The organism is Enterococcus sp. 2STP (assembly GCF_032465635.1).
Lineage (GTDB): Bacteria > Bacillota > Bacilli > Lactobacillales > Enterococcaceae > Enterococcus_B > Enterococcus_B lactis.
The window spans coordinates 12,672-37,903 of the sequence record NZ_JAWDJH010000004.1 but is presented as its reverse complement, the minus strand read 5'-3'; the positions used below and the strand labels follow the sequence as shown (position 1 = coordinate 37,903).

Genomic DNA, 25,232 nt, shown 5'->3' with positions numbered 1-25,232 from the left:
ATAGAACATAAAAAAATTTGAAAATTCGGACAATCAAACTGATTTGTTTTTTTCAATCGTTCACTTATAATGAAAAAAAGGAGGCGATCCCAACTGAAACAAGTAGTGGATAAACCTTTCTATTTTAAAGTAGATAAAAAAATCAAAAAATTAGCCAGCACCCAGCAACTACAGTCGAAAAAAAGCGAACGGCTTTTTTTAGCACTGATTTTTGAAGATCAAAGTTATGTGATCATCGATCAATCAGGACATCCGATAGAATATTCTCCAGCAGAATATACCTATCAAGAGGGCATTTCTCGTAGCAAATGGAGACTGCTCAATGAACCATCAATCGAGTTATCTCAATGGATCAACAGAAAAGAAGAGGTGCCTGTTTTGATCGAAGAAAAAAGGTCAGGAAAAGAACTCACAAATTGTTGGGTGGGATTGCCAGAAGAACGTTTTTTAAGGTATAAGAAATGGGCTACTCCTTCAGGTTATCTTTGCGGGACTTATGCAGCGGCGGTTTTACTTGCCTATTATCAAGACTATCGTAAAGAGTGGATGCTTCCCCTAGAGATCCGCAAGAAAAACACGTCTAACTCGATGGCATTGACAAAGGCGTTGCGTAGCCAAATCCAACCACTAGGCCTTCCTACGATTCCTTTTCAAGTCAGTACAGGGATTTCTAGTTTTTTAAAGAAGAATGGCAATCACGAGCGTGCAAGAGCAACTCTTCTAGGTTCATGGCAGCGAGCCACAAAACGTATACGTGAAGGCAAGCCTGTGATGATTGGAATCCTGAAAGTACTTGGTAGTACTTACGGCAATCATTGGGTGACGGCGTATGCTTATTTTGAAACTGAAACAGGAGAACGTTATTACAAAGTACACGACAACTGGGGGGACTATCATAAAGTTATTCCTGCTAGTTGGAGTAACGGAACAGTTTCACTTCCTTAAGAATTTGCTGAAATTAACAGAAAATCTTGGAAAAATATGTTAAACTATCGAAGAATAGAGAAGTTTTGGGGAGGACTACATGAGTAATAAGTATCAGGATGACACGTTGAAGATTTTTAGTTTGAATGGGAATCGTCCATTAGCTGAAAAAATCGCGAAAGTGTTTGGAACAGAATTAGGTAAAAGCGTCGTGAAGCAATTTAGTGATGGGGAGATTTCCATCAATATTGAAGAAAGTATCCGTGGGGATCATGTGTACATCGTTCAATCAACGAATGCACCTGTCAATGACTACTACATGGAACTGCTGATTATGATTGATGCAATGAAGCGAGCAAGTGCGAAAACGATCAATGTCGTATTGCCTTACTATGGGTATGCTAGACAAGACCGCACGGCGAAACCTCATGAACCGATCACTGCAAAATTGATTGCTAACTTGATCGAAGAAGCAGGGGCAACTCGAGTACTGACTTTAGATCTGCACACGGTTCAAGTACAAGGATTCTTTGATATTCCTGTAGATAATTTATTTACGATGCCATTGTTTGCTCATTATTACCGTCAATTAGGTCTGACGGGAGATGACATCGTAGTTGTGTCGCCAAAAAACAGCGGCGTTCAGCGTGCACGTAGTCTTTCAGAATATTTGAACAGTACATTAGCCATCGTAGACCATGCAGATGATGCTTCAACGGAGGGTGGTTATGTGATTGGTGATGTTCAAGGAAAGACATGTATCATGGTAGATGATATCTTGAACACCGGAGCAACGCTTGCACGAGCAGCAAATGTATTAAAAGAAAACGGCGCAAAAGAAGTATATGCCTGTGCGTCACATGGATTATTGTCCGATCATGCGAAAAGCATTTTAGACAATGCACCAATCAAAGATATTTGTATCACTGATTCTGTTTTCACAGAAGAAAATCGTCATCCGGAAAACTTAACGATCGTTACATGCTCAGAATTAATGGGTGAAGCGGTCAAACGCATCCATGAAAATACACCGATGAGTCCGTTATTCCGTCTGGAAGAAAAAGAATTCGAATAAGAAAAAAGACGAAAAACGAGAAGAAAGACTGCATCTTATTTTGGGCAGTCTTTTTTTCGCTACACTAAGTGCCTTCTAGGTAAAAGTAATCTCTTCTTTGGTATGTTCGCTGTTTTATGCTAGAATGTGCCTAGCGATAATTTGGAAGGGATGAATGAAGTGAAAACTATTTATTTGGATCATGCGGCAACTACCCCCATGCATCCGCAAGTAATTGAAGCGATGACGGCGATCATGCAAGAAACGTTTGGTAATCCTTCAAGCATACATGGGTTTGGCCGCCACGCGCATGAAAAATTGGAAACAGCAAGACAAATCATTGCAGATAGTCTGCAAGCAAAACCTCATGAGATCATCTTTAATAGTGGTGGAACAGAAGGGGATAATACAGCTATCTTAGAAACAGCGTTCTCGCGTCAAAAAGAAGGCAGACATCTAATCACTACAGCTATCGAACATCCTGCTGTTCTTAATACGATGAAATATTTAGAGACAAAGGGGTTTGACGTTACATATCTGCCTGTAGATGAAAAAGGGAATCTGTCGATCGAAGAGGTCAAAAAAGCGTTACGAGAAGATACGATCTTGGTCTCTGTGATGTACGGGAACAATGAAATCGGAAATTTGATGCCAATCAAAGAAATCGGTGAACTTTTAGCAGATCATCCAGCTTATTTCCATACAGATGCGGTACAAGCTTATGGAAACCAAACGATCCATCCAGAAGAATTAGGAATCGATTTATTAAGTATCTCTGCTCATAAAATCAATGGACCAAAAGGCGTCGGTTTCTTATATAAACGAGACGGAGTAAATATCCCTGCCTTGCTTTTAGGTGGCGAGCAGGAAGAAAAGCGGCGTGCAGGTACAGAAAACTTGGCAGGAATCTGGGGAATGGCAAAAGCAGTTGAACTGCTGTCACCTGAAGAACGTGAAGCACGTAACAACAAATATCAAGGATTCCAACAATTGATTCTTGATACATTAGAAGCAAACGACATCCCTTATCAAGTAAATGGTGATTTAACGAATAAACTCCCTCATGTGTTGAATCTTCGCTTGATTGGCGAAGCAAATGATTTGCTACTGATGAAGCTTGATCTGAACGGAATCGCTATTTCTACTGGTTCGGCTTGTACAGCAGGGAACATCGAACCTTCTCACGTATTAGAAGCGATGTATGGAGAAGATACGCCGATACTAAAAGAATCCATTCGTATCAGCTTTGGATTGGGAAATACTGAAGAAGACATCCATTATTTCCTTGATCAATTAGTTCGTGCTGTCAAAAAATAACTAATAAAGTCATTCTGATGTGGACAGATGTCTGAGAGAACGCCTTCATTTTTTAGGGAACTTAACTGAAAAACCTAGTAAAAATCAGGATAAACTTTTATAATAAAGAGAAACTAATTTTATCGAGGTGAAAATCATGGCATTTGAAACAACAGCAACTGTACTTGGCGCACCGATCAGCTATCGTTTGCATCCTGATGCAAAAAGATATACATTGCGTGATAATGGGTTTACAGAAACAAACGGAGGCAATTATCAATTGATCCGACCATTAGATGCAACGCCGCAAAGCAAAGAAGGCTTCAAACTGAAAATCACTGTATCAAAAGATATCCAAACATTGAAAATGTCGATTACTACAGCAAACGGACTGAAAGCAGTCAATATTTTCAAAGATCCGAAACAGAAAATGAGTCAAGATAAATTCTATTTTTTGATGGATGGGATGATCAGCCGAGGATTATTCGAAAAAGTCGAATAACCTGTGGATATAAAAAGACAACTAGTTTTGAAACGGCCTAATCGTTAGATCTCTAACTTTGAAAGGACGACACAAAATAGTTGTCTTTTTTATTTTTTCTGCTGTAAATCAGACTCTCGTCCACTCATCAATTGATTTTCCATGTTCATCCACTATTTCCAACCAACTATTTGTTCCGGCAAAGTACAACAGCAAGCTTGCCTCATTCACACTTTTTACGATGATATCTTCGATCGTGGTTGTGCCTGAAATCTTGTCTTTATAATCATCTCGTAGCTTTTGCCCATATTTTGCAGCATAACCTAATGAGCCGTCTTTATTTAAAGGAGGATCTTTGACGAGCGTCGCGCCTGCTTTGATCAGCAATTCATTTCGTTTGATCCAGTAAAGCGTTGCTTGACTTCCCCTGAAATCGACGGTAAAAGGAATCTCGCTGACTTCTTTTGACCAGCGATGACGAGCTTTTGCTGGTTTTTTCTTCGTATCTTCAGCGGCAGATGGCACGGAAGAATCGATTGGATAACCAAATGTACTTAGTATAGCAGCAATCTTCTCTTGGTGTTCTGCCATTTTCTTTCTAGCCGTTTCAGGAATCGAAGGAAACGATTCTTTGGCTATTGTAAGACCAGCTTTTTCTGCTTGTTCGGTGAGCATGTAGATCATATAATCGGCTTCTATATCCCAAGGAAGCTGGATCATGATGACGGTATCGATTGTTTCTGGTTGGACTGTTTTCCCAATTGCTGTACACACCTTTTGATGATAAAAGAGATAAAAAGCATTTTCTGGAAGCTTAGGCAGCTTGTGGCTGATCCAGATTGTACCCTGTGCCTGTTCAAGTACGATTTTGATTTCTTCAGGGGTAAGAGTGGTCTGAAAGTTGATTTTCATGACTGATGCCCTCCTAGTTTTTTCTTAGTTTAGCATGCTTGCTGATTTTTTTCTGCTAATTTTACTTTTTTAACAAAACTGAAAATATATAACGATGGTATTTGAACAAACAGCTAGGTTTCAAGGAAATAATCAAGTATAATTCTAGCTACGTAAGGACGATAAGTCTTAGAAAAAGTGGGGGAAGGATATGGGAGAAGAAAAGGAGCCGGTTTTACATTGGCGTAAAAATATCAACTTGTTTTTGACAGGTCAATTTTTATCTGGAATCACGAGTATGATCGTGCAATATGCAATCATTTGGTATCTGACGAAAGAGACAGGTTCAGCAACGATCTTGAGCTTTGCTACGTTATTAGGTATGATCCCGATGGTTTTGCTGAGTCCGTTTGCTGGTCCGTTGGTGGATCGTTGGGACAAAAAGCGATTGTTGATTTTGACAGATATCATTGTCGCATTATTTGCGATGGTCTTGGTAGTAGTCGGCACGATTTCTGACACATTTCCGTTGTGGCTAGTGTTTGTATCGTTGTTCATTCGTGCAATTGCTCAAACTTTCCAGATGCCGACGATCCAATCGATCCTTCCTACGATGGTCCCAGAAGAAGAGCTGACACGTATCAATGGACAGCTAGGCATGGTCCAGTCAGCGAATTTTATCATTGCGCCTGCAATAGGTGCGTTTTTATTTACAGTGATACCTATCAACTGGCTGATTTTGCTTGATGTGCTAGGCGCGGTATTTGGTGTGGGATTACTTGTTTTTGTGACGATCCCTAAGGTTATTTCGCAAGGAGAAACCATTCATTTGTTGACAGATACAAAATTTGGTGTGAAAAAATTGTACGAGAATAAAGGTCTTTGGCATATCATGCTCAACGGTGCTGTGTTCACGTTATTGTTTATGCCAGCTGCCAGTCTGTATCCGTTGATGACGATGGGCTATTTTGGTCAAAATGTAGGACAGGCGGGTCTTGTCGAAGTAGTCTATTCAGTAGGGATGCTTGCAGGTGGGGCGGTGATTGGCTTTTTTGGAAAATGGAAAGACCGGATGAAGCCGATTTTCATGGCTTATGTAGTCGTAGGTACCACGATTGGTGCTAGTGGATTGTTGCCGGGGACAACACAAGGATTCTTTTATTTTCTTTTACTGAATGCCGGGGCAGGTTTTGCCACACCTTATTTCAATACCTTACTGATGGCGATCATCCAACAGAGTTATGAACCGAACGTTTTAGGACGAGTCTTAGGTGTATTCAACTCATTAATGACTTTGCCAGGGCCGATTGGCTTAATATTTGCCGGCCCCTTGACAGATAAGATTGGTGTAGAAAAGATGTTTCTGATTGCGGGAATTGGTACGCTTTTATGTGGGATCATTTTATTTTTGACACCCGTTGCTCGAAATTATGATAAAGAATTACAGAAAAAACTGGTGAAAGAACACCGTGAACAAGAAAACGAATAGAAAAGGAGCGGTGATAAAAATTTTCTTTCTACTTGAAATCAAGTGGTTTTTTCACAGCTTTTTTAGATGTTATGAGTTGCTCCGATCAGCAATTTTGTTTACTCTAAGGAAAAGGGAGGCAGGAGAAACATGAATTATTTTACGAGTGATATGCACTTTTTTCATGAGCGTTTACTAGGAGAAAATGACTTTGCTCCGCGACTCTTTGCAAATGTAGATGAGATGAACCAACAGTTGATCACTAGCTGGAATGCAGTAGTAAAAGAAACGGATCACGTCTATCATCTAGGTGATCTTGCCATGCATCCGCAGTATGAAAAAGCAAATGCAGACATCTTAGAATTAGTCAGTCAACTGCAAGGAACGATTCACTTGATCAAAGGGAATCATGACAGTCGTGCGTTCTTCCGTTATTTAGAAAAAAACGATCCTGGACTTTCTGATGGCAGTCCCAAATTTTATTTTTATGACGTAGGTGCTATCGTGAAGTTCGACCATCAGCAATATTACTTGACGCATTATCCAATGTTACTCGGACCTAACGATACCATTCGAAACCTTCACGGGCATATCCATCATTATAGTGTACCCATTGAAAATGTCGTCAATGTAGGCGTAGACGCACCAGAAAGAGACCTTCTAAAAGAAAAACTGCCATTCGGTACGCCGTTATCCGAGCAGCAAATCAAAGAAATATATGAAGCAAAGAGGTCGTGAAAAAGCTGCCCTGCATCAAGTGATAAGAACAGGCAACCAAAAACAGCTTCTCGTGTTTTTGATTTGGCAGGACTTGTCCCCACAAATGCAAGCTTTTGAGCCTGCTACCCAATTCTGTGTCACAAGGAACAAAATGGAAAAGCAGTTCGCTGCATGTTATAAAAGAATTGAAGTACCTGATTTTCAAAAATAGGATAAAAAGTCGTCCCTTTTTGGCGCGACTTTTTATCCTATTTTTTAGTAATACAGCCATATGTTGTAAGGAGGAACTACAAAATACAGTACACGAATTTCCCTTGATCATTAACTGCTTTTCTGACCGTGGCAGTACCATCATTCAATTTCCTAACATCATTATCTATATTATTGGAATAGACGATCAGGGTGTTTTCTTTTGTGTATCGGTTTAGCCAGTCAATCGCATAATCCACTGACTGATTCACACCGATATGATAGAAATAATTCCCATAAATCGCTTTTGCTTCGTCCGTCATCGTGAAATCATGATTGAAGCCATAACCATTCCTGACAGAAGCAGCAGTTGTGAATGAACCATGGATCCTTAGATAAGAGGCATAGCGATATGTGCCATTCTCTAATTTCACTAGTACATAGAAGTTATTATAAAAATAATACCAACTTGGTGTAGCTCGATTATAAGAAACATCTGCATTGAAAGGATTCGGTCGCGTCATTTCGTATTTGTCATAGATACTGAGGTTCTCTGTATAGTCAAATCTTTGCTGAGTGAAGGCAGGCGGTGTATGGACGACTTGGTTGATATGATAAGGATTGACTGGATGTTTTTTCTTCGTGATTTTTGTAAAAGAACGATTATATCTTAAGTGATTGTTGTCAGTAGAGATATTGTTAGAATAAACGATCTCCAACGAACATTGGGTATAGGTATTGATCCAGTTCATCACATAGTTCGGAACATCATGATCTTCAATCGTCTCTGGAATAAGCGGGATATTCCTGTCAGAAAATTTGGCTCTTGCTTCGTCTGTTAAAAGAAAACGGGTGAACAGATCGAATTCTACGACGATCGTTCCAGAATGATTGCGCCCGAAAGTAAGACGTGTACTTGCATAAGGTCTCCCGTTAGTTTTGTCCGTGGCGATGAAATGATAATCATTCCTTAAGGTGTATGAGTTGGAACTGCGGCTAAAAATGAAATCTTCGTCGTTGATGATTGTCCCAGCGTTTGACCATTGAATATTCTCCAGATAGTCTTTGTAGTTTGCAAAAAAGGGATTGATTTTCTCGACTTTTTGAGAACGAAAAATATCATTAGGTGTGATTTCTGGTTCAGTAAGCCAATTTTCTACCTCTAAATTAATTCCTAGGAAATCAGGATTGTTTTTATCAGTTAATTCATCGATTCTACCATCAGGTGTTGCGTTCATATAAGCTGCCCACACAAGAAGAGAGCAATATCAATCTATTCTAGCTGAAGTCCGATCAGGTTCTACGAATAAATCTCTTACTTTATATCCCTTTCCCAATTGTCCATGCATAAATGAGATGGCTGCATTTCTTTGTGTCGCTGTCGCTTCTGGAACTCTTAAGATAGTTGATTGAGTATAATCGAAACGCTCATCATCCAAGACACCGTAAACAACGCCTCCAGCTTTTGTTTCAAGTATAGGACTATAATCAGTTGCTTCGATAGTTCGAATGTATGTGAAGGTCTCTGGTTTTCCATTGATGAGATGTGTCTCTTCATAAATGCCTTCTATGATCATCACATGATGAAGAAATACTGGAGTGATTCCAGCCCTTTTCCGTTCGAAAATGATATCTCCTGATTGAACGATATTCATCAGATCATATTTATGATAAGTCGGTACTTTTTAAAAAGTGATATTCTCCAAAGCATTTCCGATATTGAATGACCGGAGAGGCGGGGCTTTGGATAATTGTTCGGCTTCTTTACGAATGTAGTGCTCATTGACGGTGTTTAGGTAGTCACGCAATTGGTCTTCTTCGGAAATCGTGGAATTGAATGGTTGATTGTAATAATTCGAGGTGAATTCTTCAAATGTCTGATCAAAGGAAGCGTATTCATTTTTGAATTCTTCATAATACTCCTCCAATATCTGCTAGGTATCTGTATCAGCATGTACAGTCGTGATTGGGATGGCAAATGCGACGGCGAGTAAACAGGTAGTCAGAAACAATTTAATTTTTGATTTCAATGTAATCCCTCCTTGTTTTATGCTAAAATAATAACATATGAATCATTATGGTGGTAGCTTAAAAATAAAATATATTAGTTATTTAATCTAGGCATATATTGCACATAACACCAAAGAGTAAAATCAGCTATATCGATAATTGAGAACTGTTATCTTTAATGAAATAATTAGCGTTTAACTTAGGTTTTTTACGAATAAAATCAAAGACGTTATATTTTATTTGGGGTTAGATAGTCTACAGAAGATACAATTTCTTGGTAGAAATGAGTATTGAATAGGCGTGTTGATTTGTATATCTATTTATTTTACTGCGTTATTATATTTTTTTATTTGTTTATTTTTAAATAACAAATTGTGAGGTTTTTTGTTTAGAGTTTTTTTGAAGATAGACAAGTATCAATCAATTAGAAAGTAGATGTGTGGATGTTACCACTAAAAAGTAAGACGTGTACGATCATTTCAATAAGTCTGCTAGTGCTTTGTATAGCTTTGACTATTTTTTTCCTTCAATAAATTATAACGACGATGGGACTCGTATACGAATAATGTTTTGTATTTGGTTATTTGGTGGGTTAAGCCTGGTTTTTTCAACAAAAATCAATTCTAAATGTTTAAAAGCGATTGTTATAGTATCGAATTTGATATGTATCTTTAACTGGATCATTTTTGGTTGGTAAAAAATGGCGGAACGTTTCTGTTGTAAGAAAAAGAGGATTAAAAACAAAAGGAGAAAAAATGAAACTAACTATCAATTTGGTCGGGTTATGTATATCTATGTTACTGTCTGGCTGGTGTCTAGTGATGGCTCATTTCTATTATGGAAATAGTCTTCAAAGTGCAGCTTTAATGATTTTCATATCTTTCCCTGGCTTAGCAGGTCTTTATTTTTCGACAAAGATCAAATCTGCGAAGTTAAAATGGCTGTTGTTAGTCATCAATTATCTATTTGCTACATATTTTAATGTTTTCCAATTTCTATTTATTTTGTTTCAAACTTTTTGAAGTCAGCAACGAAGCAAACAATTAAAAAGGAGCGAGTTGAATGTTATCAATAGAAAGTAAGAATAGTAAGCGGGTATCAGTGGTTCTGTTAGTCTTCTGTATGATTTTGCTCAGCAGTCATTTGTATATTCGTCATGAAGTGATAGGGTTTCTGATCATTCAGTATTCATGTTGGATTTTAAGTGGTATCAGTTTAGCTTTTTCAAGAAGAATAGAGTCTAATCTATGGAAACTAGTGATTATTGTTTCTCATCTTCTTGTTATTTGTGGTTTGGGTATCGGATGGGTAGGTATATCAAGGCCGGATTGGTTGTTAGGATGCGTGTTGTATTTTGGAGCAGTTGCAACATTAGATTATCAAAAAAAGAAAAAAACATTCTATCTGTTCGGTCTAGGTCTACCGATGTTGATATCAATCAGTTTACTTATTTGGATCCATTATCTATTGGCTTTCTATTTAAATACTGACAGGATGTGGGTAATCATCGCTTTGTTGCTTTTCATGATGATTTCCGGCTTGATGGGTCTCTATTTCTCTACAAAACTTGAAGATAATCGAATAAAGTGGCTGCTATTAGGGATGAATTACTTATTTGCTACTTATTACAATATTGTTCTTTTGTTTTTCTTATGAATCGAAACTGCCGCTCCTCTTTTGATCATGAGAATCACTGGGGTATGAGGAAGGCGATGTATGAATGAATTAAAAGGAGCGAGTTGGATGCTATCAATAGAAAGTAAAAAAAGTAAGCGGGTATCGGTGGTTCTGTTAGTCTTCTGTATGATTTTGCTCAGCAGTCATTTGTATATTCGTCATGAAGTGATAGGGTTTCTAATTGTCCAGTATTCATGTTGGATTTTAAGTGGTATCAGTCTAGCTTTTTCAAGAAGAATGGATTCCATAAAAGTAAAATGGCTAGTGATTACTCTTCATTTTCTTTTGACTTGCGGAGTAGGGCTGTTTTACATCATTGGGTGGATCATCGGGTGGATAAGTTTACCTAGGTGGGAGTTGTTGTTAGTATGTGTGTTGTATTTTGGAGCAGTCGTAACATTAGACTATCAAAAAAAGAAAAAAACATTTTACCTGTTCGGTCTAGGTCTACCGATGCTGATATCGATCAGTTCGCTTATTGGGATCCATTACTTGTTGGCTTTCCATTCAAATACTATTAAATCTTGGCTTGTTATCCCTTTGTTGCTTTTCATGATGATTTCCGGCTTGATGGGTCTCTATTTCTCTACAAAACTTGAAGATAATCGAATGAAGTGGCTGCTGTTAGGGATGAATTATCTATTTGCTACTTATTACAATATTGTTCTTTTGTTTTTTTTATGAATCGAAACTGCCATTTCACTTTTGATCATGAGAATCACTGGGTATGAGGAAGGCAATGTATGAATCAATTAAAAAGGAGAGAGTTGGATGTTATCAATAGAAAGTAAAAAAAGTAAGCGGGTATCGGTGGTTCTGTTAGTATTCTGTATGATTTTGCTCAGCAGTCATTTGTATATTCGTCATGAAGTGATAGGGTTTCTGATCATTCAGTATTCATGTTGGATTTTAAGTGGTATCAGTCTAGCTTTTACAAGAAGAATGGATTCTATAAAAGTAAAATGGCTAGTGATTGCTCTTCATTTTCTTTTGATTTGCGGATTAGGGCTGTTTTACATCATTGGGTGGTTAAGTTTATCTAGGTTGGATTTGTTGCTAGGATGTGTGTTGTATATTGGTTTAGTAGAAATATTAGAATATAAACAGAAAGAAAAAGCATTTTTTTTGTTCGGTCTAGGTCTACCGATGTTGATATCGATCAGTTTACTTATTTGGATCCATTATCTATTGGCTTTCTATTTAAATACTGACAGGATGTGGGCAATCATCGCTTTGTTGCTTTTCATGATGATTTCCGGCTTGATGGGTCTCTATTTCTCTACAAAACTTGAGGATAATCGAATAAAGTGGCTACTTTTAGGAATGAATTATCTATTTGCTACTTATTACAATGTTGTTCTTTTGTTTTTCTTATGAATCGAAACTGCCGTTCCTCTTTTGATCATGAGAATCAATGGAGTATGAAGATAGCGCTGTTTTTTCCCTATGATAGGTTATGTATTCGAACGCTGATAATTAAGGGATGAAATTTTCAGAAATATGACGTATAATGTAAAATACTGAAAAGTTGCGACCTTCAACTCGTAGATGTTTCAGAATCTAATTGAAATGATGGTGATATCATGACAGACAACAGCCAAACACGCGTTGTCGTAGGGATGAGCGGCGGTGTCGACTCATCTGTAACAGCACTTTTATTAAAGGAACAAGGATACGACGTGATCGGGATCTTCATGAAAAATTGGGATGATACGGACGAAAACGGCGTATGTACGGCCACGGAAGATTATAAGGATGTAGCGAAAGTAGCTGCTCAAATCGGGATTCCTTATTATTCTGTGAATTTCGAAAAAGAATATTGGGACCGTGTATTTGAATATTTCCTAGCCGAATACCGCGCAGGACGTACACCTAACCCAGACGTGATGTGTAACAAAGAAATCAAATTCAAAGCATTCTTGGACTATGCAATGGATCTTGGTGCTGATTATGTAGCTACTGGACATTATGCGCAAGTCACTCGCGATGAAAACGGTGTGGTCCATATGCTTCGCGGAGTAGACAACAATAAAGATCAAACTTACTTCCTTAGTCAATTATCACAAGAACAGCTTTCAAAAACGATGTTCCCTCTAGGCGGTATGGAAAAATCAGAAGTGCGGGCAATTGCTGAACGCGCAGGCCTTGCGACTGCTAAGAAAAAAGATTCAACAGGAATCTGCTTTATTGGTGAAAAGAACTTCAAACAATTTTTGAGCAACTACCTACCAGCGAAAAAAGGCAATATGGTCACTCTTGACGGTGAAGTCAAAGGGCAACATGCTGGCTTGATGTACTATACGATCGGTCAACGTCAAGGCCTAGGAATCGGTGGCGGAGGAGATTCGCAAGAACCTTGGTTTGTCGTAGGGAAAGATTTAGCGACGAACACATTATACGTGGGTCAAGGGTTCCACCATCCTGCACTGTACGCCACAAGCTTGGATGCAAGTGAAATCCACTTTACGACGAATGAACCAATGCCAAAAGAATTCAAGTGCACAGCGAAATTCCGTTACCGTCAACAAGATGTTCCTGTGACAGTTCGCTTATTGGATGATAACCGTGCAGAAGTCGTATTCGACGAACCTGTACGTGCCATTACTCCTGGACAAGCAGTTGTATTTTATGACGGAATGGAATGTCTAGGTGGCGGTTTGATCGACCACGCATACCAAGAAACAAAAGTTTTACAATACGTTTAAGCGATATGAAATGAATCAAAACAGCTATGGCTAACAAAAGAAACATCTTTTCTTTTGGACAGCATAGCTGTTTTTTTGCAATAAATTAATTTTTATTCATTTTATACTTGTAATTTCAGTGAAAACAGTCCATAATATCCAATAATATGAATAAAGTTGCTTTTTGGTAAGCAAGAGCAGTTGCAAAATAAAGGATATCTTTTGCAGGTGGTTTGTTCAATTTTATAAGTGAAGGTGATGGAAATGGAAAAGAAATCGACAGGTATTAGTAAGTGGGGACTGGTTGCTCTCGTTGTCAGTTCGTCAATCGGAAGCGGTGTGTTTGGAATCACGAGTGATTTGGCTAGTTCTGCAGCCCCTGGGCCAGCAATCCTTTCATGGATAATCGTCGGGATTGGTATTTTAGCTTTGGTATTATCGCTGAACCATTTAGGAGAAAAACGTCCAGATCTGGATGGCGGGATTTTTGGGTATGCAGAAGCTTCATTTGGGAAGTTAGGTGGCTTCATTAGTGGCTGGGGCTATTGGTTGTCTGCGTGGCTAGGAAATGTTGCTTTTGCGACGATGCTAATGAGTGCCATGGGAGAATTTTTTCCGATATTCAAAGGGGGACAAAATGTTCCTTCTATTTTATTTGCAAGTCTTTTTATTTGGGGTCTGACTTTATTAGTAAACAATGGGATCGAAGGAGCGAGCGTGATCAATACGATCGTGACGATCTGTAAATTAGTGCCATTATTCCTATTTTTAATATTTGTATTTATCGCATTTAAAGTGAATATATTCACTACTGATTTTTGGGGCAACGTATCTGATAATCTAGTGAATGGATCAGGACAGCAAGGAACGATCTGGTTGCAGATCAAAGGTTGTTTGATGGTCATGATGTGGGTCTTTGTAGGGATCGAAGGTGCAAGTGTTTTAGCTAACCGCGCGAAGAAACGTTCAGAAGCCCAGCAAGCCTCAATCATTGGGCTGCTTTGTTTATTGTTTATCTATATCCTTGCTTCGATCTTGCCATACGGTGTCCTATCTCAAGAAGAGTTAGCAACTATTTCACAACCTGCTATGGCAAATATTTTAAAAGGAATCGTGGGAAATTGGGGAGCGGCACTGATCAATATCGGCTTGATCATTTCGATCATCGGTTCTTGGCTGTCTTGGACGATGCTCCCAGCAGAAACAACGATGTTGATGGCTCGAGACGGTCTGTTGCCGAAAGCTTGGGGAAAAACGAATAAAAAAAATGCCCCAACTTATTCGTTAGTTGTTACTGCCATCTTGACTAATCTATTCTTATTGACTTTCTTAGTTACTGATTATGCCTATCAATTTGCCTATTCTTTATGTACAGCGGCAATCTTGATTTGTTATCTGCTTGTCGGGATCTATCAAGTCCAGTTTTCTTTAAAAGAAGGAATCAAAAAACAAGTAGTGATCGGTGGGATTGCTGTAGTTTTTGAATTGATGGGAATCATTTTAGCAGGATTTTCTTATGTCCTTTTATGTAGTATTGCTTATCTTCCTGGTTTTTGCTTCTACTGGATCGCTTGTCGGGAAACCAACCATCAAATCACGGGAAAAGAAAAAGTAATGATTGGGCTGATTTGTGTGGCCGCACTGCTTTCAATCGGGTTGCTTGCTGTAGGCTGGATCAAGATATAAGGGGGAAAGAAACATGGAAATCGCAAATTTCGGTGTAGAAGAATGGCTAAATAAATGGGAGAAGAAAGCGGTATATGATATTGCACAAAGTTCGATCGAAGCATTGACATTAGACGAACTCGTTGGCTTAGACGGGACTAGCGTAAGTGAATTTTTCGAAAACCGCAAAAATGAACCATTGGACTATGGCTGGATCGAAGGATCAGATGCGTTCAAAGAAGAAGTCGCTTCTCTTTATCAAACCGTCGATCCAGAAAACATCTTACAAACGAACGGAGCGACTGGTGCTAATCTTTTAGCTCTATACGCGTTAGTGGAAGCAGGAGACCATGTTGTTTCGATGCTTCCCACTTATCAGCAATTATATGACATCCCCAAATCTTTAGGTGCCACTGTTGACTTTGTTCATTTGAAGGAAGAAGAAGATTGGCAGTTTGATTTAGAACAGCTGGAAGACTTAGTCAAACCTGAAACAAAGATCATCTGTTTGAATAGTGCAAACAATCCTACAGGCACATTGCTAGATCGGAAAACTTTAGAAAAAATCGCAGAAATTGCTCGTACAGTAGATGCATATGTATTGATAGATGAAGTATATGCGCCTTTAACGGATAAAGGTGAATTCTTGTCGATCGTAGATGTCTATGAGAAAGGTATAGCAACCAATTCCCTATCCAAAACCTACTCCATTCCAGGTATCCGTATTGGCTGGACAGCTACTGGACCTGAGTTGGCAGAGGTTTTTCGAAAATATCGAGACTACACGATGATTTGCGGCGGAGTCCTGTCAGATGATCTTGCTGTACATGCATTGAAGAACAAAGAAAAAATCTTGGAGCGAAACAAAAAGATCATTACAGAGAACCTTGCGATTTTAAAACAATGGGTAGCAAATGAACCGAAAGTTGAACTTGTCGCTCCCAATTACGTCTCTACTTCTTTCATCAAATTAGCCATCGAAGAAGATGACCAGACATTTTGTATCAATTTATTAGAAGAAACAGGAGTACTATTAGTACCAGGAAGTGCCTTTGATTTGCCGAAGCATGCCCGACTAGGTTACTGTTGTAAAAAAGAAACCTTGGAAAAGGGATTATCCCTCTTATCTGAGTTCTTGAAAAAACAGGCCTAAACAAAAACACTGCAAGGACAGTCTGTGACAACTGTTCAAGCAGTGTTTTTCATTTACGCTTATTGTCTATGAGAAGGAGAGTGCTCTGAAGATATGGAGACTCCTGAAGCTTTTTCTTCTGCAGTTTCTTGCTGATGGATCTCTTGTGTATTGTGTCGTACAAGCAAGAAGTTGACTAAAACAAGAAGAGAAGTCGAAAGAAAGACGCCACGATAACCAAATGCACTGGAAACACTGGAGCCGATCATAGGTCCTACTACGTTACCAGTTGCTTGGAAAGATTGGTTATAACTGAAGATCCGTCCAGCAGCTTGATGAGGCGAATATTTTGTGATCAATGCTTGGACAGCAGGGAGCAGACAAGCATCAGAGATACCAATCAAAAAACGTAAGGCAGCTAATTGCCAAACATTCGTGACGAATGCCATTGGGATATAAACCAAAATCGCAAAACCCAAACCAATCGCAAGTATTCTTTCACTCCCAATCTTGTCACCTAAGCGACCAAATCTTGGAGCGGCTATCAAAGTAGCAATTCCAGGTATCGAAGCGATGATTCCGCTGATCAACGTAACATTCCCATGTCCATGCAGCAATTGACGAATGTACAGACTGATGATCGGACTGATGGAATTGTTGGATGCTTGAATGATCATCGTTGTGACGAACATACCGATGACGACGTGTGGATATTTCAAGTCTTTGAAAATCTGTTTGGCAGAAACCATGTTTTCTTTTTTCACTGGAACAAATTTTTCATGGACGAAAAACAGACTCAACAAGAAGACGAAAAATAAGATGATCCCTGTAATGAAAAAGGTAGGGCGATAGCCAAACGCTGAAGCAGAGATCCCGCCAAGAAGCGGTCCAAGTAATGTTCCTGTAACAGAACCAGTTGCTAAGGTTCCAAGAACTTGACCACTTTTTTCTTTTGGCGTCCCAGTTGCGACAAGGGCAGTGGCATTACTGATATAACCAGAAAAAATCCCTTGAAGCAGACGCAATGCGACTAATTGATACACACTAGTCACGCAGCCCATCAAAGAAATGACGATTGCCATTCCTAATGAAGCACGCAGCAGCATCAATTTTCTTCCTTTTTGGTCGGCTAATTTCCCCCACCAAGGAGAGATCAGCGTAGTCACCAAGAAAGTAGATGAAAAAGTCAATCCGCTCCAAAAGTTCAATTGTGCCGTACTATAATTACCTAACGTATCTATGTAAAGTGACATAAAAGGCATGACTAAACTAAATCCGATACCAGCCATAAATGTTCCAAACCATAAGACAAACAAGTTTTGTTCCCAAGTTTCTCTTTTCCTAAATAATTTTTCCTTTATTCTTGCAGCCAATTAGACTCCTTCTTTCTGAAAATTTTCATCTACGACTCTTTATTATAAACTACAATATGTAGTTTATCAATGAAAGTCTCTTTTTTCTCGTTCTTTTTCGTGGTAAACTGAAAGAGTGAAGGATTTATTTTATGAGAGGAAACATGGAAATGAAAAAAAGAAATCTGTCTCAAGAGAAAATCATCGACTGCTTTCGAGAACTAGCAGAAGAGATGGATGTTCAGCAAATAACCTTTCAGCATTTAGCAAAACGCTTGGATATCAAGGCTCCCTCGCTGTATAACCATTTCAAAAATATTCGTGATGTCAAAACAGCGTTAACAGCAAAACTTCTGCAGGAACTTAATGACCAGCTGCGTCGGGCTCTTGTGGGAAAAAGCGGTCAGGAAGCACTGCAGATCTATGCAGAAATTTATCGATCCTTTGCTTTTTCAAATCAAGCAGTGTATGAGTTGCTGATCAGTGTACCCCACACCAATGAAGCAGTTTTATTAGAGGGAATCCATGAAACGAACCAGATCATTTTGCAGATCTTTGAGGCTTTTCAATTAACGAAAGAAGAAAAAGTCCACCGAAGCAGAGAATTACGTAGTATGATCCACGGCTATCTTTCCTTGCGTTTTTTAGGATACTTTACAAAAGAACCGACAATCGATCCAGAGGACAGCTATTTTTGGATGATCAATGACTTTATCGCTACTTTGCCTTAAACAATCAGATTCATTGGTATCATTTTCAAGATGTTCATTAAATGATCCTTTTATAAGAGAAAATTCTTGCAACTTTCTTGAAAAGTGACTAAGATGAGTCTAGAAAAGCTGAAAGAAGGAGCACGAGTATGTATCAAGTAATTACCATGTTCGGGGACAATGAGCCTTGGTGGTTTTTTGAAGACTGGGAAGAAGATATTGAAGCAGAAGAAACATTCGAGTCTTTTGAAGAAGCACGACAAGCGTACGAAAAACAATGGATCGCGATCCATCAAAATTATGAATATATCAATGCAAAAAGCAACTTTCTCAGCGCCTTTTGGAATGACGGAGATGAGCGCTGGTGTGAAGAGTGTGACGATGATTTACAGCAATACAAGGGACTTGCGTTGTTGAAAAATCATCAGCCCATCACAGTAGAAAGCAGAAAGGAATTTTATGAAACAACTAATTCTAGCGGAAAAACCAAGCGTTGCGAAAGACCTAAGCAAGGTGCTTGGTGCTAATCAAAAGCACAAAAATTATTATGAAGGACCCAAGGTGATCGTTACTTGGGCCCTTGGTCATTTATTAGGATTGAAAATGCCGGAAGATCTGAATAAGGAATGGCAGAGCTGGCAAATGGACACGTTGCCGATGATCCCTAAAAAACTAGGAATCAAACCACTTCCTAAAACAGGACATCAATTAAAAGCAATCAAGCAGCTGGCTCAACGAAAAGATATCTCAGAAGCAGTCATTGCGACAGATGCCGGAAGGGAAGGAGAACTTGTTGCTCGCTGGATCTTAGAGTATGTGCATTTCAATAAACCAGTGAAGCGGTTATGGATCTCTTCTCAAACAGATAAAGCAATCAAAACAGGATTCAAGCAACTAAGACCTGCAAAAGAATATGATGCATTGTATGAATCTGCTCTTGCCCGGGCAAAAGCGGACTGGCTGGTAGGATTGAATGTGACCAGGGCCTTAACTGTGAAGTATGCGGACAATTTATCAGCAGGCCGTGTGCAGACACCGACACTAGCATTAGTGAGAGATCAAGAAAAGAAAATCGAACAGTTCCGTCCACAAACGTATTTCACGATCACGTTGCACGCTGGAAAAGAACAAGCCAAAATGGTTCAAAAAAATCAATTTGCTTTAAAAACACAAGAAGAAGCACAAAAACTTGTTCAATTGATCAGTACAAGCAAAGGAACTGTCACAGAAGTCCAAGAAAAATTAAAAACGGAATCTGCGCCGCTGCCTTATGATTTAACAGAGATCCAAAGAGAAGCCAATCAACGCTATGGCTATTCTGCAAAGAAAACATTAAGTCTTGTACAAAGTTTATATGAGACCCATAAAATCGTTACTTATCCGCGTACAGACAGCAAATATCTGACAAACGACATGAAAAGTACGATGAACGAACGACTGCAAGCAGTCAGCGACTTTGCTCCTGAGGTCAAGCAGTATTTGAAAAACGGAGCCATCGTCCAACAGACAAAAGTATTCCAAGACAATAAAGTGACCGATCACCATGCGCTTTTGCCAACTGAAAACCGAGCACGTTATGAAAAACTAAGTAATGAAGAGCAAAAAATCTATCAGATGATCGTCGCTCGTTTCTTAGGCTTGTTTGCTCAACCACACAAAGTCAGTCAGACAAAAGTCACGGTTGAATTTGGTAAAGAACAATTCATTTTCCGACAAAATCGTGTCGTCCAAGCAGGGTGGAAAGGCGAAACGGAATCTGAAACGGAAACAGTCAAATGGGAAAAAAGAATGCGGATCAATCCTGATTTCACCATCAAAAAAGAATTATCTGCACCGCCTAAACCATTGACAGAAGCAAGCTTGCTTGGACAAATGGAAAAATACAGTCTGGGAACCCCGGCTACTCGTGCAGAGATCATTGAGAAACTGATCAAATCAGAGCTGATGGAACGTACCCCTCAAGGACTGCAAGTATCCCCTAAAGGTAAACAATTATTAGTATTAGTCAACCCATCTTTAGTGACACCGGATCTGACAGAGAGCTGGGAAAAAGACCTTGAAGCGATTGCTGCAGGAAAGAAACAAGCAGGAACCTTCTTGAATGGAATCGAAAAAGAAACAAAACGCTTGGTGAATGAAATCAAATCAAGCAAACAAGAATATCAAGATTTCTCGATCACCCAAAAGAAATGTCCAGAATGTGGGGCCAATCTGCGTGAGAAAAACACACGAGACGGCAAAATTTATGTCTGCACCAATTCAGATTGCAGCTACCGCAGAAGAAAAGATCCGAAAGTCTCCAACCATCGCTGCCCACAATGTCACCGGAAAATGGAAATCATCGAAGGCAAAAATGGTGCTTATTTCCGTTGTAAATACGACGGAACGACAGAAAAAATGCTTGATAAAAAAGAGCAGAAGAAGAAAATGACCAAACATGAAGAACGTCGCTTGCTGAAAAAATATGCACAGGCAGAAGAACCAGAAGAAAGCCCATTAGCAGCAGCACTAAAAGCGGCAATGAAGAAGTAAGAAGATGGCGGTTGTGACAGAAGTGGTCAGCTTCAAGAAATAAGAAGGAATTTACGAAAATTGCTTTTCAAATTTTTGTAACATTTCGGCTTATTTTTCGAAGAAGCTACTTCTGGAACACCGTATATCAGAGGTTGTGAAAAAGCTGTTCTGCATCATCCTGCATCAAGTAATAAGAATAGCCAAGCAAAAACAGCTTATCATGTTTTTGAATTGGCTGGATTTATTACCGCAGATGCAAGCTTTTGAACACCGTTTGTTCGGAAAGAGGGACTGTGACAAGATTTTTGTCACAGTCCCTCTTCATTAAAAAAATGTTTACTTCATTTGACGTATATTATTGGTGAGGCTTCAATTCATTTGGCTTCACTTTTTCTGTTTCTCTAATAATATAAACAGGACGTTGTTTCGTTTCTAAGAAGATTTTTCCGATATATTTCCCGATGATTCCAAGACATAACAGTTGGATTCCGCCGATGAATAGGAAGATCGAGACCATGGAAGGCCATCCTGATGTAGGATCACCAAACAGCAATGCCCGCAAAATAATGAACAAGATCGCAATACCAGAACCGACACAAGACAAAGCGCCGATAAATGAAGCAATCGTCAATGGCGCATCGGAGAAGTTCACGATACCATCAATCGAGTAGTTGAACAATTTCCAGAAGGACCAAGATGTTTCACCAGCTACACGTTCGCGGTTTTCATAAGAAATATATTCTGTTTTGAATCCGACCCAACTGAATAATCCTTTTGAAAACCGGTTGTATTCTGTTAGTTCTAGGACAGCATCCACCATTTGTCGGGTCATCAAACGGAAATCACGAGCGCCATCGACCATTTCTGTATCGCTGATTTTATTGATCAACTGGTAGAATTTTTTCGCAAAGAAACTGCGGATTGCAGGCTCACCTTCACGAGTCGAACGCCGGGTGCCGACACAATCGATATCAGAAGTAGTGATTCGTTCAATCATCTCAGGAAGCAGTTCAGGCGGATCTTGCAAATCAACATCCATAACAGTCACTAAATCTCCTGTAGAAGCTTGTAATCCTGCGTATAGAGCCGCTTCTTTCCCGAAATTTCTGGAAAATGAGACAAAGCGGACATAAGGATAAGCTGCAGCTAGCTTCTTGATTGCTGCTAACGTACCGTCTTTTGATCCATCGTCAATAAATAAATATTCGAACTCATGGGCACCTTTGAATTTTTCAACCTCATCAAAAAAAAGAGGAACCGTTTTTTCTTCATTGAAACATGGGACAACAATTGATACTTTCATCGTTTCTATCCTTTCAATCGTATGTTTATATATGGTTTACATTCAAAATTTAATAAACCTTAAATAACACCTTTTAAATTTGATTTTACGTAAAAGAACAGGTATTCTTTTGGTAAACTACCGTATTTAGTTTACCATGTTTCCTCGGTTTATCAAACTTTTAAGAACAATTTTCAGTAGTTGGCAAGTAGTTTCGGACAGAGAAAAAGGAGGAAGCTCCAGTCTGTTGACCAGGAGCAAACAAAATGAAAATACACACACCTATCGGCTTTTTATGGTTAGATGCAGATGAATCCGGGTTGACTGCCGTATCTTTTCAGCCAATTTCAGAAAGCGAATCAGCGAATCAGCAAATTTTAACGCGCACACAGGAACAGTTTGAAGAATATTTTGCGGGAAAAAGAAAAGAATTTGAAGTTCCTTTATCTATAAAGAGAGGTACGCCTTTTCAGCAAAATGTCTGGAAAGCTTTGTCGACCATTCCTTATGGAGAAATCCGAACGTATAAAGAAGTAGCCGTTGCTGTCGATAGTCCGAAAGCTGTGCGAGCGATTGGACAGGCAAATCGAACCAATCCATTGCCAATCGTTATTCCTTGTCATCGAGTGATCGGGCAAAATGGAAAACTGACAGGATATATGGGAAACGCAACAGATGGAGTCGAAATCAAACGCCAATTGTTGCTATTAGAAGGGTATCTGCAAAATTAAAAAAACAGTTGTGATTTTAACATTGTTCCATGCGAGAATCACAACTGTTTTTCGTGTTCATTCTAAAGTTTGATTAGCCAAATAAATAGTAAAGCCATCACTGTTTGGAGAAGCCCGACAGCCAATCCGTAAGATAAGAAACGTGTACCTTCTTTCATGAATTTTGCAAAGTCTAAACGTAGCCCAATTGCCGCTAAAGCAGTGATCTCAAACCAGCTACTGATAAAATGTGCCGATTGGTCAATAACTACAGGTAAAGAAAACAAACTGTTGACCAAACAAAAGATCACAAACCCTAATACATACCAAGGAAGAGGTAATTTTCGTTTTTTCTGCGTATCAGTCGGTGTTTCAAACAGAGCTGGTTGTTTCTTGTGCATGAATTTTTCAAACAAATAGACAACAACAACAAGCATCATGATACGTAGAATCTTAAACAACATGGCAAATTCGACAACAGAACTGTCAAGCAAACTTGCACCAGCGACTACTTGACCCACAGATTGGAGTGTACCACCCAAAAGTGCGCTTTTTTCAATGAGATTTCCGCCGAATAGCTGTAATCCAAGAAAAGGGAGGGTCAACATCATCACAGTACCTAGTAGATTGACCAGTGTGATGATCTGTCCTTTTTCTTCCTCTTTTGCATGGATGGAAGGGGCGATCGAAGCAATAGCAGAAGAACCACAAACAGCGTTTCCTCCAGCCATCATCAAAGAAGAAGTATCGCTGAATTGCAGTTTCTTACCAATCAAGTAAGCACCGATGATAGTGATTGACATCTGTAGTAACACAAAAACAATTCCTTTTACACCAATTTGAGCAATCGTTTGAGCGGTGACAGTTGCACCTAGTAAAAAAACAGAGAATTCCAATAGTTTGCTTTCAGCGAATTTTGTGCCGATTGCTAGAACAGGCTGTTTAAAAAAAGTATTTCCTAATAAAATACCCAATAAAATAGCAATAGTCGCTCCACCTAACTGTGGTAGATAAATAGCAAGAAGCCGGCTGACGGCAGCAATGGCAAAAGAAAGCAGTAACCCGGGCAAAATCTCGCGGACCGCTGAATCCTTTACAGATTTTATTGGATGTGACAATGATTTCATTTGATTGGTTCCTTTCGTCAATAAATACTAAAAGCATACTCGAACATAGTAGCACTAAACCAGTATTTTGACAAAAGAATAAGAGGCCGTGACAAAAGTCTTGTCACAACCTCTTGTTTCGAATAAACGGTGTTCAAAAGCCAGTTTCTCGGTATTAAGCCCAACCAATTCAAAAACATGAGAAGCAGTTTTTGTTTGGCTGTTCTTATGACTTGATGCAGAACAGCTTTTTCACAACCAATCGAATCAATTATGAAGCGATTTTTTTAGAAACAAATTTTCCATGCTTGCTATGTTCTTTAGTTAAGAAACGTACGTAATGAGCAAGCACGTAGAAGACAACTACACTTGCAAACAGACATTCCGCAATTTTTAAGAAATCTAATACGCTACTATAAATACCTAAACTGTTGAAGTAATGAACAGTAGTAAATAGAGCTGTTGCAGAGATAACAAGTGGGAACGTAAAGGCTGCGTAGCTTGGATAAAAACGAAGCTTGAACAAGCGTGGCAGCATAGACAGCACAACGAAATACAATACTTGAGATAAAACGAACAACGCTACGACAAGATAAAAGTTAGGTTCTGCAAAGTTTTTCAGGTAACCTGTCAGGCAAAGAGAACCAGGTGCTGCAACGATCGTAATCAGCGGACGTGTCGGATGAGCCATATTTCTTACGAAAAAGACGCGTTTGATGATGATTGGCAATAAGAACGCATAGCAGACCAATGAAATCCAAAAGAAGATTTTTCCAATAAGTGGGAAGAAGTTCCCAGCAGTTACAGTGATGACCCCAAACCCAACATAAATGATAAACCAGCTTGGATAAATTGCTTCAATAGAAAGATCAGCTTTGATGACATGGTGATAATTGAAATAAAAGACCAGTATCACTTGGAAAATAACTGCGCACAACCAAATGAATTTGACAATCGGTGCAATACTTTCATATGAAACAAAATAAGTACAAATAACCATGAGTGACATCGTAAAAGTTGGTGAAACGGAGGCGATGATCGGATCATGCAACGTTTGTTTCGTATGCTCAAATAAGATAAACAATTTAACAAAAATGAATATCATAAGAATCATTGAGATACCGCCAGTTAGATTGCCTAAAGCAACATGGTGATAGTCTTTAAACAGATTTCCAAGGGAAGCTAACCCAAGGATCAACCCGCAGATCGGGATCGGAATAATTTTCAAAAAGTTCTTCATATATATATTCTCCTTTTTATTTAATAGATTTTAGTACCAAGATGAACGAATACATTGTAAAATGAATAGGTCTGTATGATTACGAGCAAAGCAGACAGCTGTTTGCCTTTGTCTGAGTTACTAGTTG

General features: G+C 39.0%; 25 protein-coding genes. 17 read left to right on the top strand and 8 right to left on the bottom strand.

Annotated features, from left to right (window positions below; all coding sequences use genetic code 11):
* Nucleotides 1-69: 69 nt before the first annotated feature.
* From RWU19_RS00885 to RWU19_RS00870, 4 genes are all read left to right on the top strand, one after another.
* Complete coding sequence (locus RWU19_RS00885; protein WP_123838015.1) at nucleotides 70-945, top strand: dihydrolipoamide dehydrogenase; 876 nt, start codon at nucleotides 70-72, stop codon at nucleotides 943-945.
* Nucleotides 946-1,024: 79 nt separating this feature from the next.
* Complete coding sequence (locus RWU19_RS00880) at nucleotides 1,025-1,999, top strand: ribose-phosphate diphosphokinase (protein ID WP_002286741.1); 975 nt, start codon at nucleotides 1,025-1,027, stop codon at nucleotides 1,997-1,999.
* 150 nt (nucleotides 2,000-2,149) lie between these two features.
* Nucleotides 2,150-3,295, top strand: coding sequence for a cysteine desulfurase family protein (locus RWU19_RS00875; RefSeq protein ID WP_002344559.1), 1,146 nt, complete (start codon nucleotides 2,150-2,152; stop codon nucleotides 3,293-3,295).
* 136 nt (nucleotides 3,296-3,431) lie between these two features.
* On the top strand, nucleotides 3,432-3,776 hold the full coding sequence (locus RWU19_RS00870; protein WP_002286736.1) for a DUF1831 domain-containing protein: 345 nt from the start codon (nucleotides 3,432-3,434) through the stop codon (nucleotides 3,774-3,776).
* A gap of 108 nt (nucleotides 3,777-3,884) precedes the next feature.
* Here RWU19_RS00870 and RWU19_RS00865 read toward each other — a convergent pair whose 3' ends face one another.
* Nucleotides 3,885-4,667 carry a hypothetical protein gene (locus tag RWU19_RS00865; RefSeq protein ID WP_123838014.1) on the bottom strand — a complete coding sequence of 261 codons (783 nt, stop codon included), beginning with the start codon at nucleotides 4,665-4,667 and terminating at the stop codon, nucleotides 3,885-3,887.
* Nucleotides 4,668-4,857: 190 nt separating this feature from the next.
* Between RWU19_RS00865 and RWU19_RS00860 the strand changes: the two genes are divergently transcribed.
* Nucleotides 4,858-6,135: an MFS transporter gene (locus tag RWU19_RS00860; RefSeq protein WP_123838013.1), complete on the top strand. Its 1,278-nt coding sequence runs from the start codon at nucleotides 4,858-4,860 to the stop codon at nucleotides 6,133-6,135.
* A 129-nt stretch (nucleotides 6,136-6,264) separates the two neighbouring features.
* A complete protein-coding gene (locus tag RWU19_RS00855) occupies nucleotides 6,265-6,852 on the top strand; it encodes a metallophosphoesterase family protein (protein ID WP_002312057.1) in 588 nt (195 codons plus the stop codon).
* A gap of 269 nt (nucleotides 6,853-7,121) precedes the next feature.
* Here the strand turns inward: RWU19_RS00855 and RWU19_RS00850 are convergent, their stop codons facing one another.
* Genes RWU19_RS00850 through RWU19_RS00840 form a run of 3 tightly spaced genes read right to left on the bottom strand, consistent with a single transcriptional unit; the run spans nucleotide 7,122 to nucleotide 8,951 of the window.
* Nucleotides 7,122-8,261, bottom strand: a complete 1,140-nt coding sequence (locus RWU19_RS00850) for a hypothetical protein (RefSeq protein ID WP_316002439.1) — start codon at nucleotides 8,259-8,261, stop codon at nucleotides 7,122-7,124.
* A gap of 30 nt (nucleotides 8,262-8,291) precedes the next feature.
* Nucleotides 8,292-8,678, bottom strand: a complete 387-nt coding sequence (locus RWU19_RS00845) for a hypothetical protein (RefSeq protein WP_260241488.1) — start codon at nucleotides 8,676-8,678, stop codon at nucleotides 8,292-8,294.
* Between the two features lie 30 nt (nucleotides 8,679-8,708).
* Nucleotides 8,709-8,951: a hypothetical protein gene (locus RWU19_RS00840; protein WP_260241486.1), complete on the bottom strand. Its 243-nt coding sequence runs from the start codon at nucleotides 8,949-8,951 to the stop codon at nucleotides 8,709-8,711.
* Between the two features lie 837 nt (nucleotides 8,952-9,788).
* Here RWU19_RS00840 and RWU19_RS00835 point away from each other — a divergent pair.
* The 7 genes from RWU19_RS00835 (at nucleotide 9,789) to RWU19_RS00805 (ending at nucleotide 16,212) form a co-directional block, all read left to right on the top strand.
* Entirely contained in the window at nucleotides 9,789-10,055 is a 267-nt protein-coding gene (locus RWU19_RS00835) for a hypothetical protein (RefSeq protein ID WP_025477198.1), read from the top strand.
* 40 nt (nucleotides 10,056-10,095) lie between these two features.
* Entirely contained in the window at nucleotides 10,096-10,689 is a 594-nt protein-coding gene (locus RWU19_RS00830; RefSeq protein ID WP_123838011.1) for a hypothetical protein, read from the top strand.
* A 60-nt stretch (nucleotides 10,690-10,749) separates the two neighbouring features.
* Nucleotides 10,750-11,394 carry a hypothetical protein gene (locus tag RWU19_RS00825; protein ID WP_260241483.1) on the top strand — a complete coding sequence of 215 codons (645 nt, stop codon included), beginning with the start codon at nucleotides 10,750-10,752 and terminating at the stop codon, nucleotides 11,392-11,394.
* 87 nt (nucleotides 11,395-11,481) lie between these two features.
* Nucleotides 11,482-12,087: a hypothetical protein gene (locus tag RWU19_RS00820; protein ID WP_123838010.1), complete on the top strand. Its 606-nt coding sequence runs from the start codon at nucleotides 11,482-11,484 to the stop codon at nucleotides 12,085-12,087.
* A gap of 206 nt (nucleotides 12,088-12,293) precedes the next feature.
* Nucleotides 12,294-13,415: a tRNA 2-thiouridine(34) synthase MnmA gene (gene mnmA, locus RWU19_RS00815; RefSeq protein ID WP_002313365.1), complete on the top strand. Its 1,122-nt coding sequence runs from the start codon at nucleotides 12,294-12,296 to the stop codon at nucleotides 13,413-13,415.
* A gap of 243 nt (nucleotides 13,416-13,658) precedes the next feature.
* Entirely contained in the window at nucleotides 13,659-15,080 is a 1,422-nt protein-coding gene (gene arcD / locus RWU19_RS00810; RefSeq protein ID WP_086285770.1) for an arginine-ornithine antiporter, read from the top strand.
* 13 nt (nucleotides 15,081-15,093) lie between these two features.
* Entirely contained in the window at nucleotides 15,094-16,212 is a 1,119-nt protein-coding gene (locus RWU19_RS00805; protein WP_123838009.1) for an aminotransferase, read from the top strand.
* Between the two features lie 59 nt (nucleotides 16,213-16,271).
* Here the strand turns inward: RWU19_RS00805 and RWU19_RS00800 are convergent, their stop codons facing one another.
* Complete coding sequence (locus RWU19_RS00800) at nucleotides 16,272-17,564, bottom strand: multidrug efflux MFS transporter (protein ID WP_002329559.1); 1,293 nt, start codon at nucleotides 17,562-17,564, stop codon at nucleotides 16,272-16,274.
* A 149-nt stretch (nucleotides 17,565-17,713) separates the two neighbouring features.
* Here RWU19_RS00800 and RWU19_RS00795 point away from each other — a divergent pair, with 149 nt between their 5' ends.
* From RWU19_RS00795 to RWU19_RS00785, 3 genes are all read left to right on the top strand, one after another.
* Entirely contained in the window at nucleotides 17,714-18,274 is a 561-nt protein-coding gene (locus tag RWU19_RS00795; protein WP_123838008.1) for a TetR/AcrR family transcriptional regulator, read from the top strand.
* Nucleotides 18,275-18,402: 128 nt separating this feature from the next.
* Nucleotides 18,403-18,780, top strand: a complete 378-nt coding sequence (locus tag RWU19_RS00790) for a DUF1033 family protein (protein ID WP_002312065.1) — start codon at nucleotides 18,403-18,405, stop codon at nucleotides 18,778-18,780.
* Nucleotides 18,713-20,785 carry a DNA topoisomerase III gene (locus tag RWU19_RS00785; RefSeq protein ID WP_123838007.1) on the top strand — a complete coding sequence of 691 codons (2,073 nt, stop codon included), beginning with the start codon at nucleotides 18,713-18,715 and terminating at the stop codon, nucleotides 20,783-20,785. Before RWU19_RS00790 ends, RWU19_RS00785 begins: the two co-directional genes overlap by 68 nt.
* Nucleotides 20,786-21,122: 337 nt before the next feature.
* Here the strand turns inward: RWU19_RS00785 and RWU19_RS00780 are convergent, their stop codons facing one another.
* Nucleotides 21,123-22,070, bottom strand: coding sequence for a glycosyltransferase family 2 protein (locus RWU19_RS00780; protein WP_002340968.1), 948 nt, complete (start codon nucleotides 22,068-22,070; stop codon nucleotides 21,123-21,125).
* 245 nt (nucleotides 22,071-22,315) lie between these two features.
* Between RWU19_RS00780 and RWU19_RS00775 the strand changes: the two genes are divergently transcribed.
* Nucleotides 22,316-22,780: a methylated-DNA--[protein]-cysteine S-methyltransferase gene (locus tag RWU19_RS00775; protein WP_002314561.1), complete on the top strand. Its 465-nt coding sequence runs from the start codon at nucleotides 22,316-22,318 to the stop codon at nucleotides 22,778-22,780.
* Between the two features lie 62 nt (nucleotides 22,781-22,842).
* Here the strand turns inward: RWU19_RS00775 and RWU19_RS00770 are convergent, their stop codons facing one another.
* The gene (locus RWU19_RS00770; RefSeq protein ID WP_086327929.1) at nucleotides 22,843-23,886 is read right to left on the bottom strand and encodes a YeiH family protein; all 1,044 of its coding nucleotides are present in this window, start codon (nucleotides 23,884-23,886) and stop codon (nucleotides 22,843-22,845) included.
* Nucleotides 23,887-24,136: 250 nt separating this feature from the next.
* Nucleotides 24,137-25,105, bottom strand: coding sequence for a TDT family transporter (locus RWU19_RS00765; protein ID WP_002375011.1), 969 nt, complete (start codon nucleotides 25,103-25,105; stop codon nucleotides 24,137-24,139).
* Between the last annotated feature and the right edge of the window lie 127 nt (nucleotides 25,106-25,232).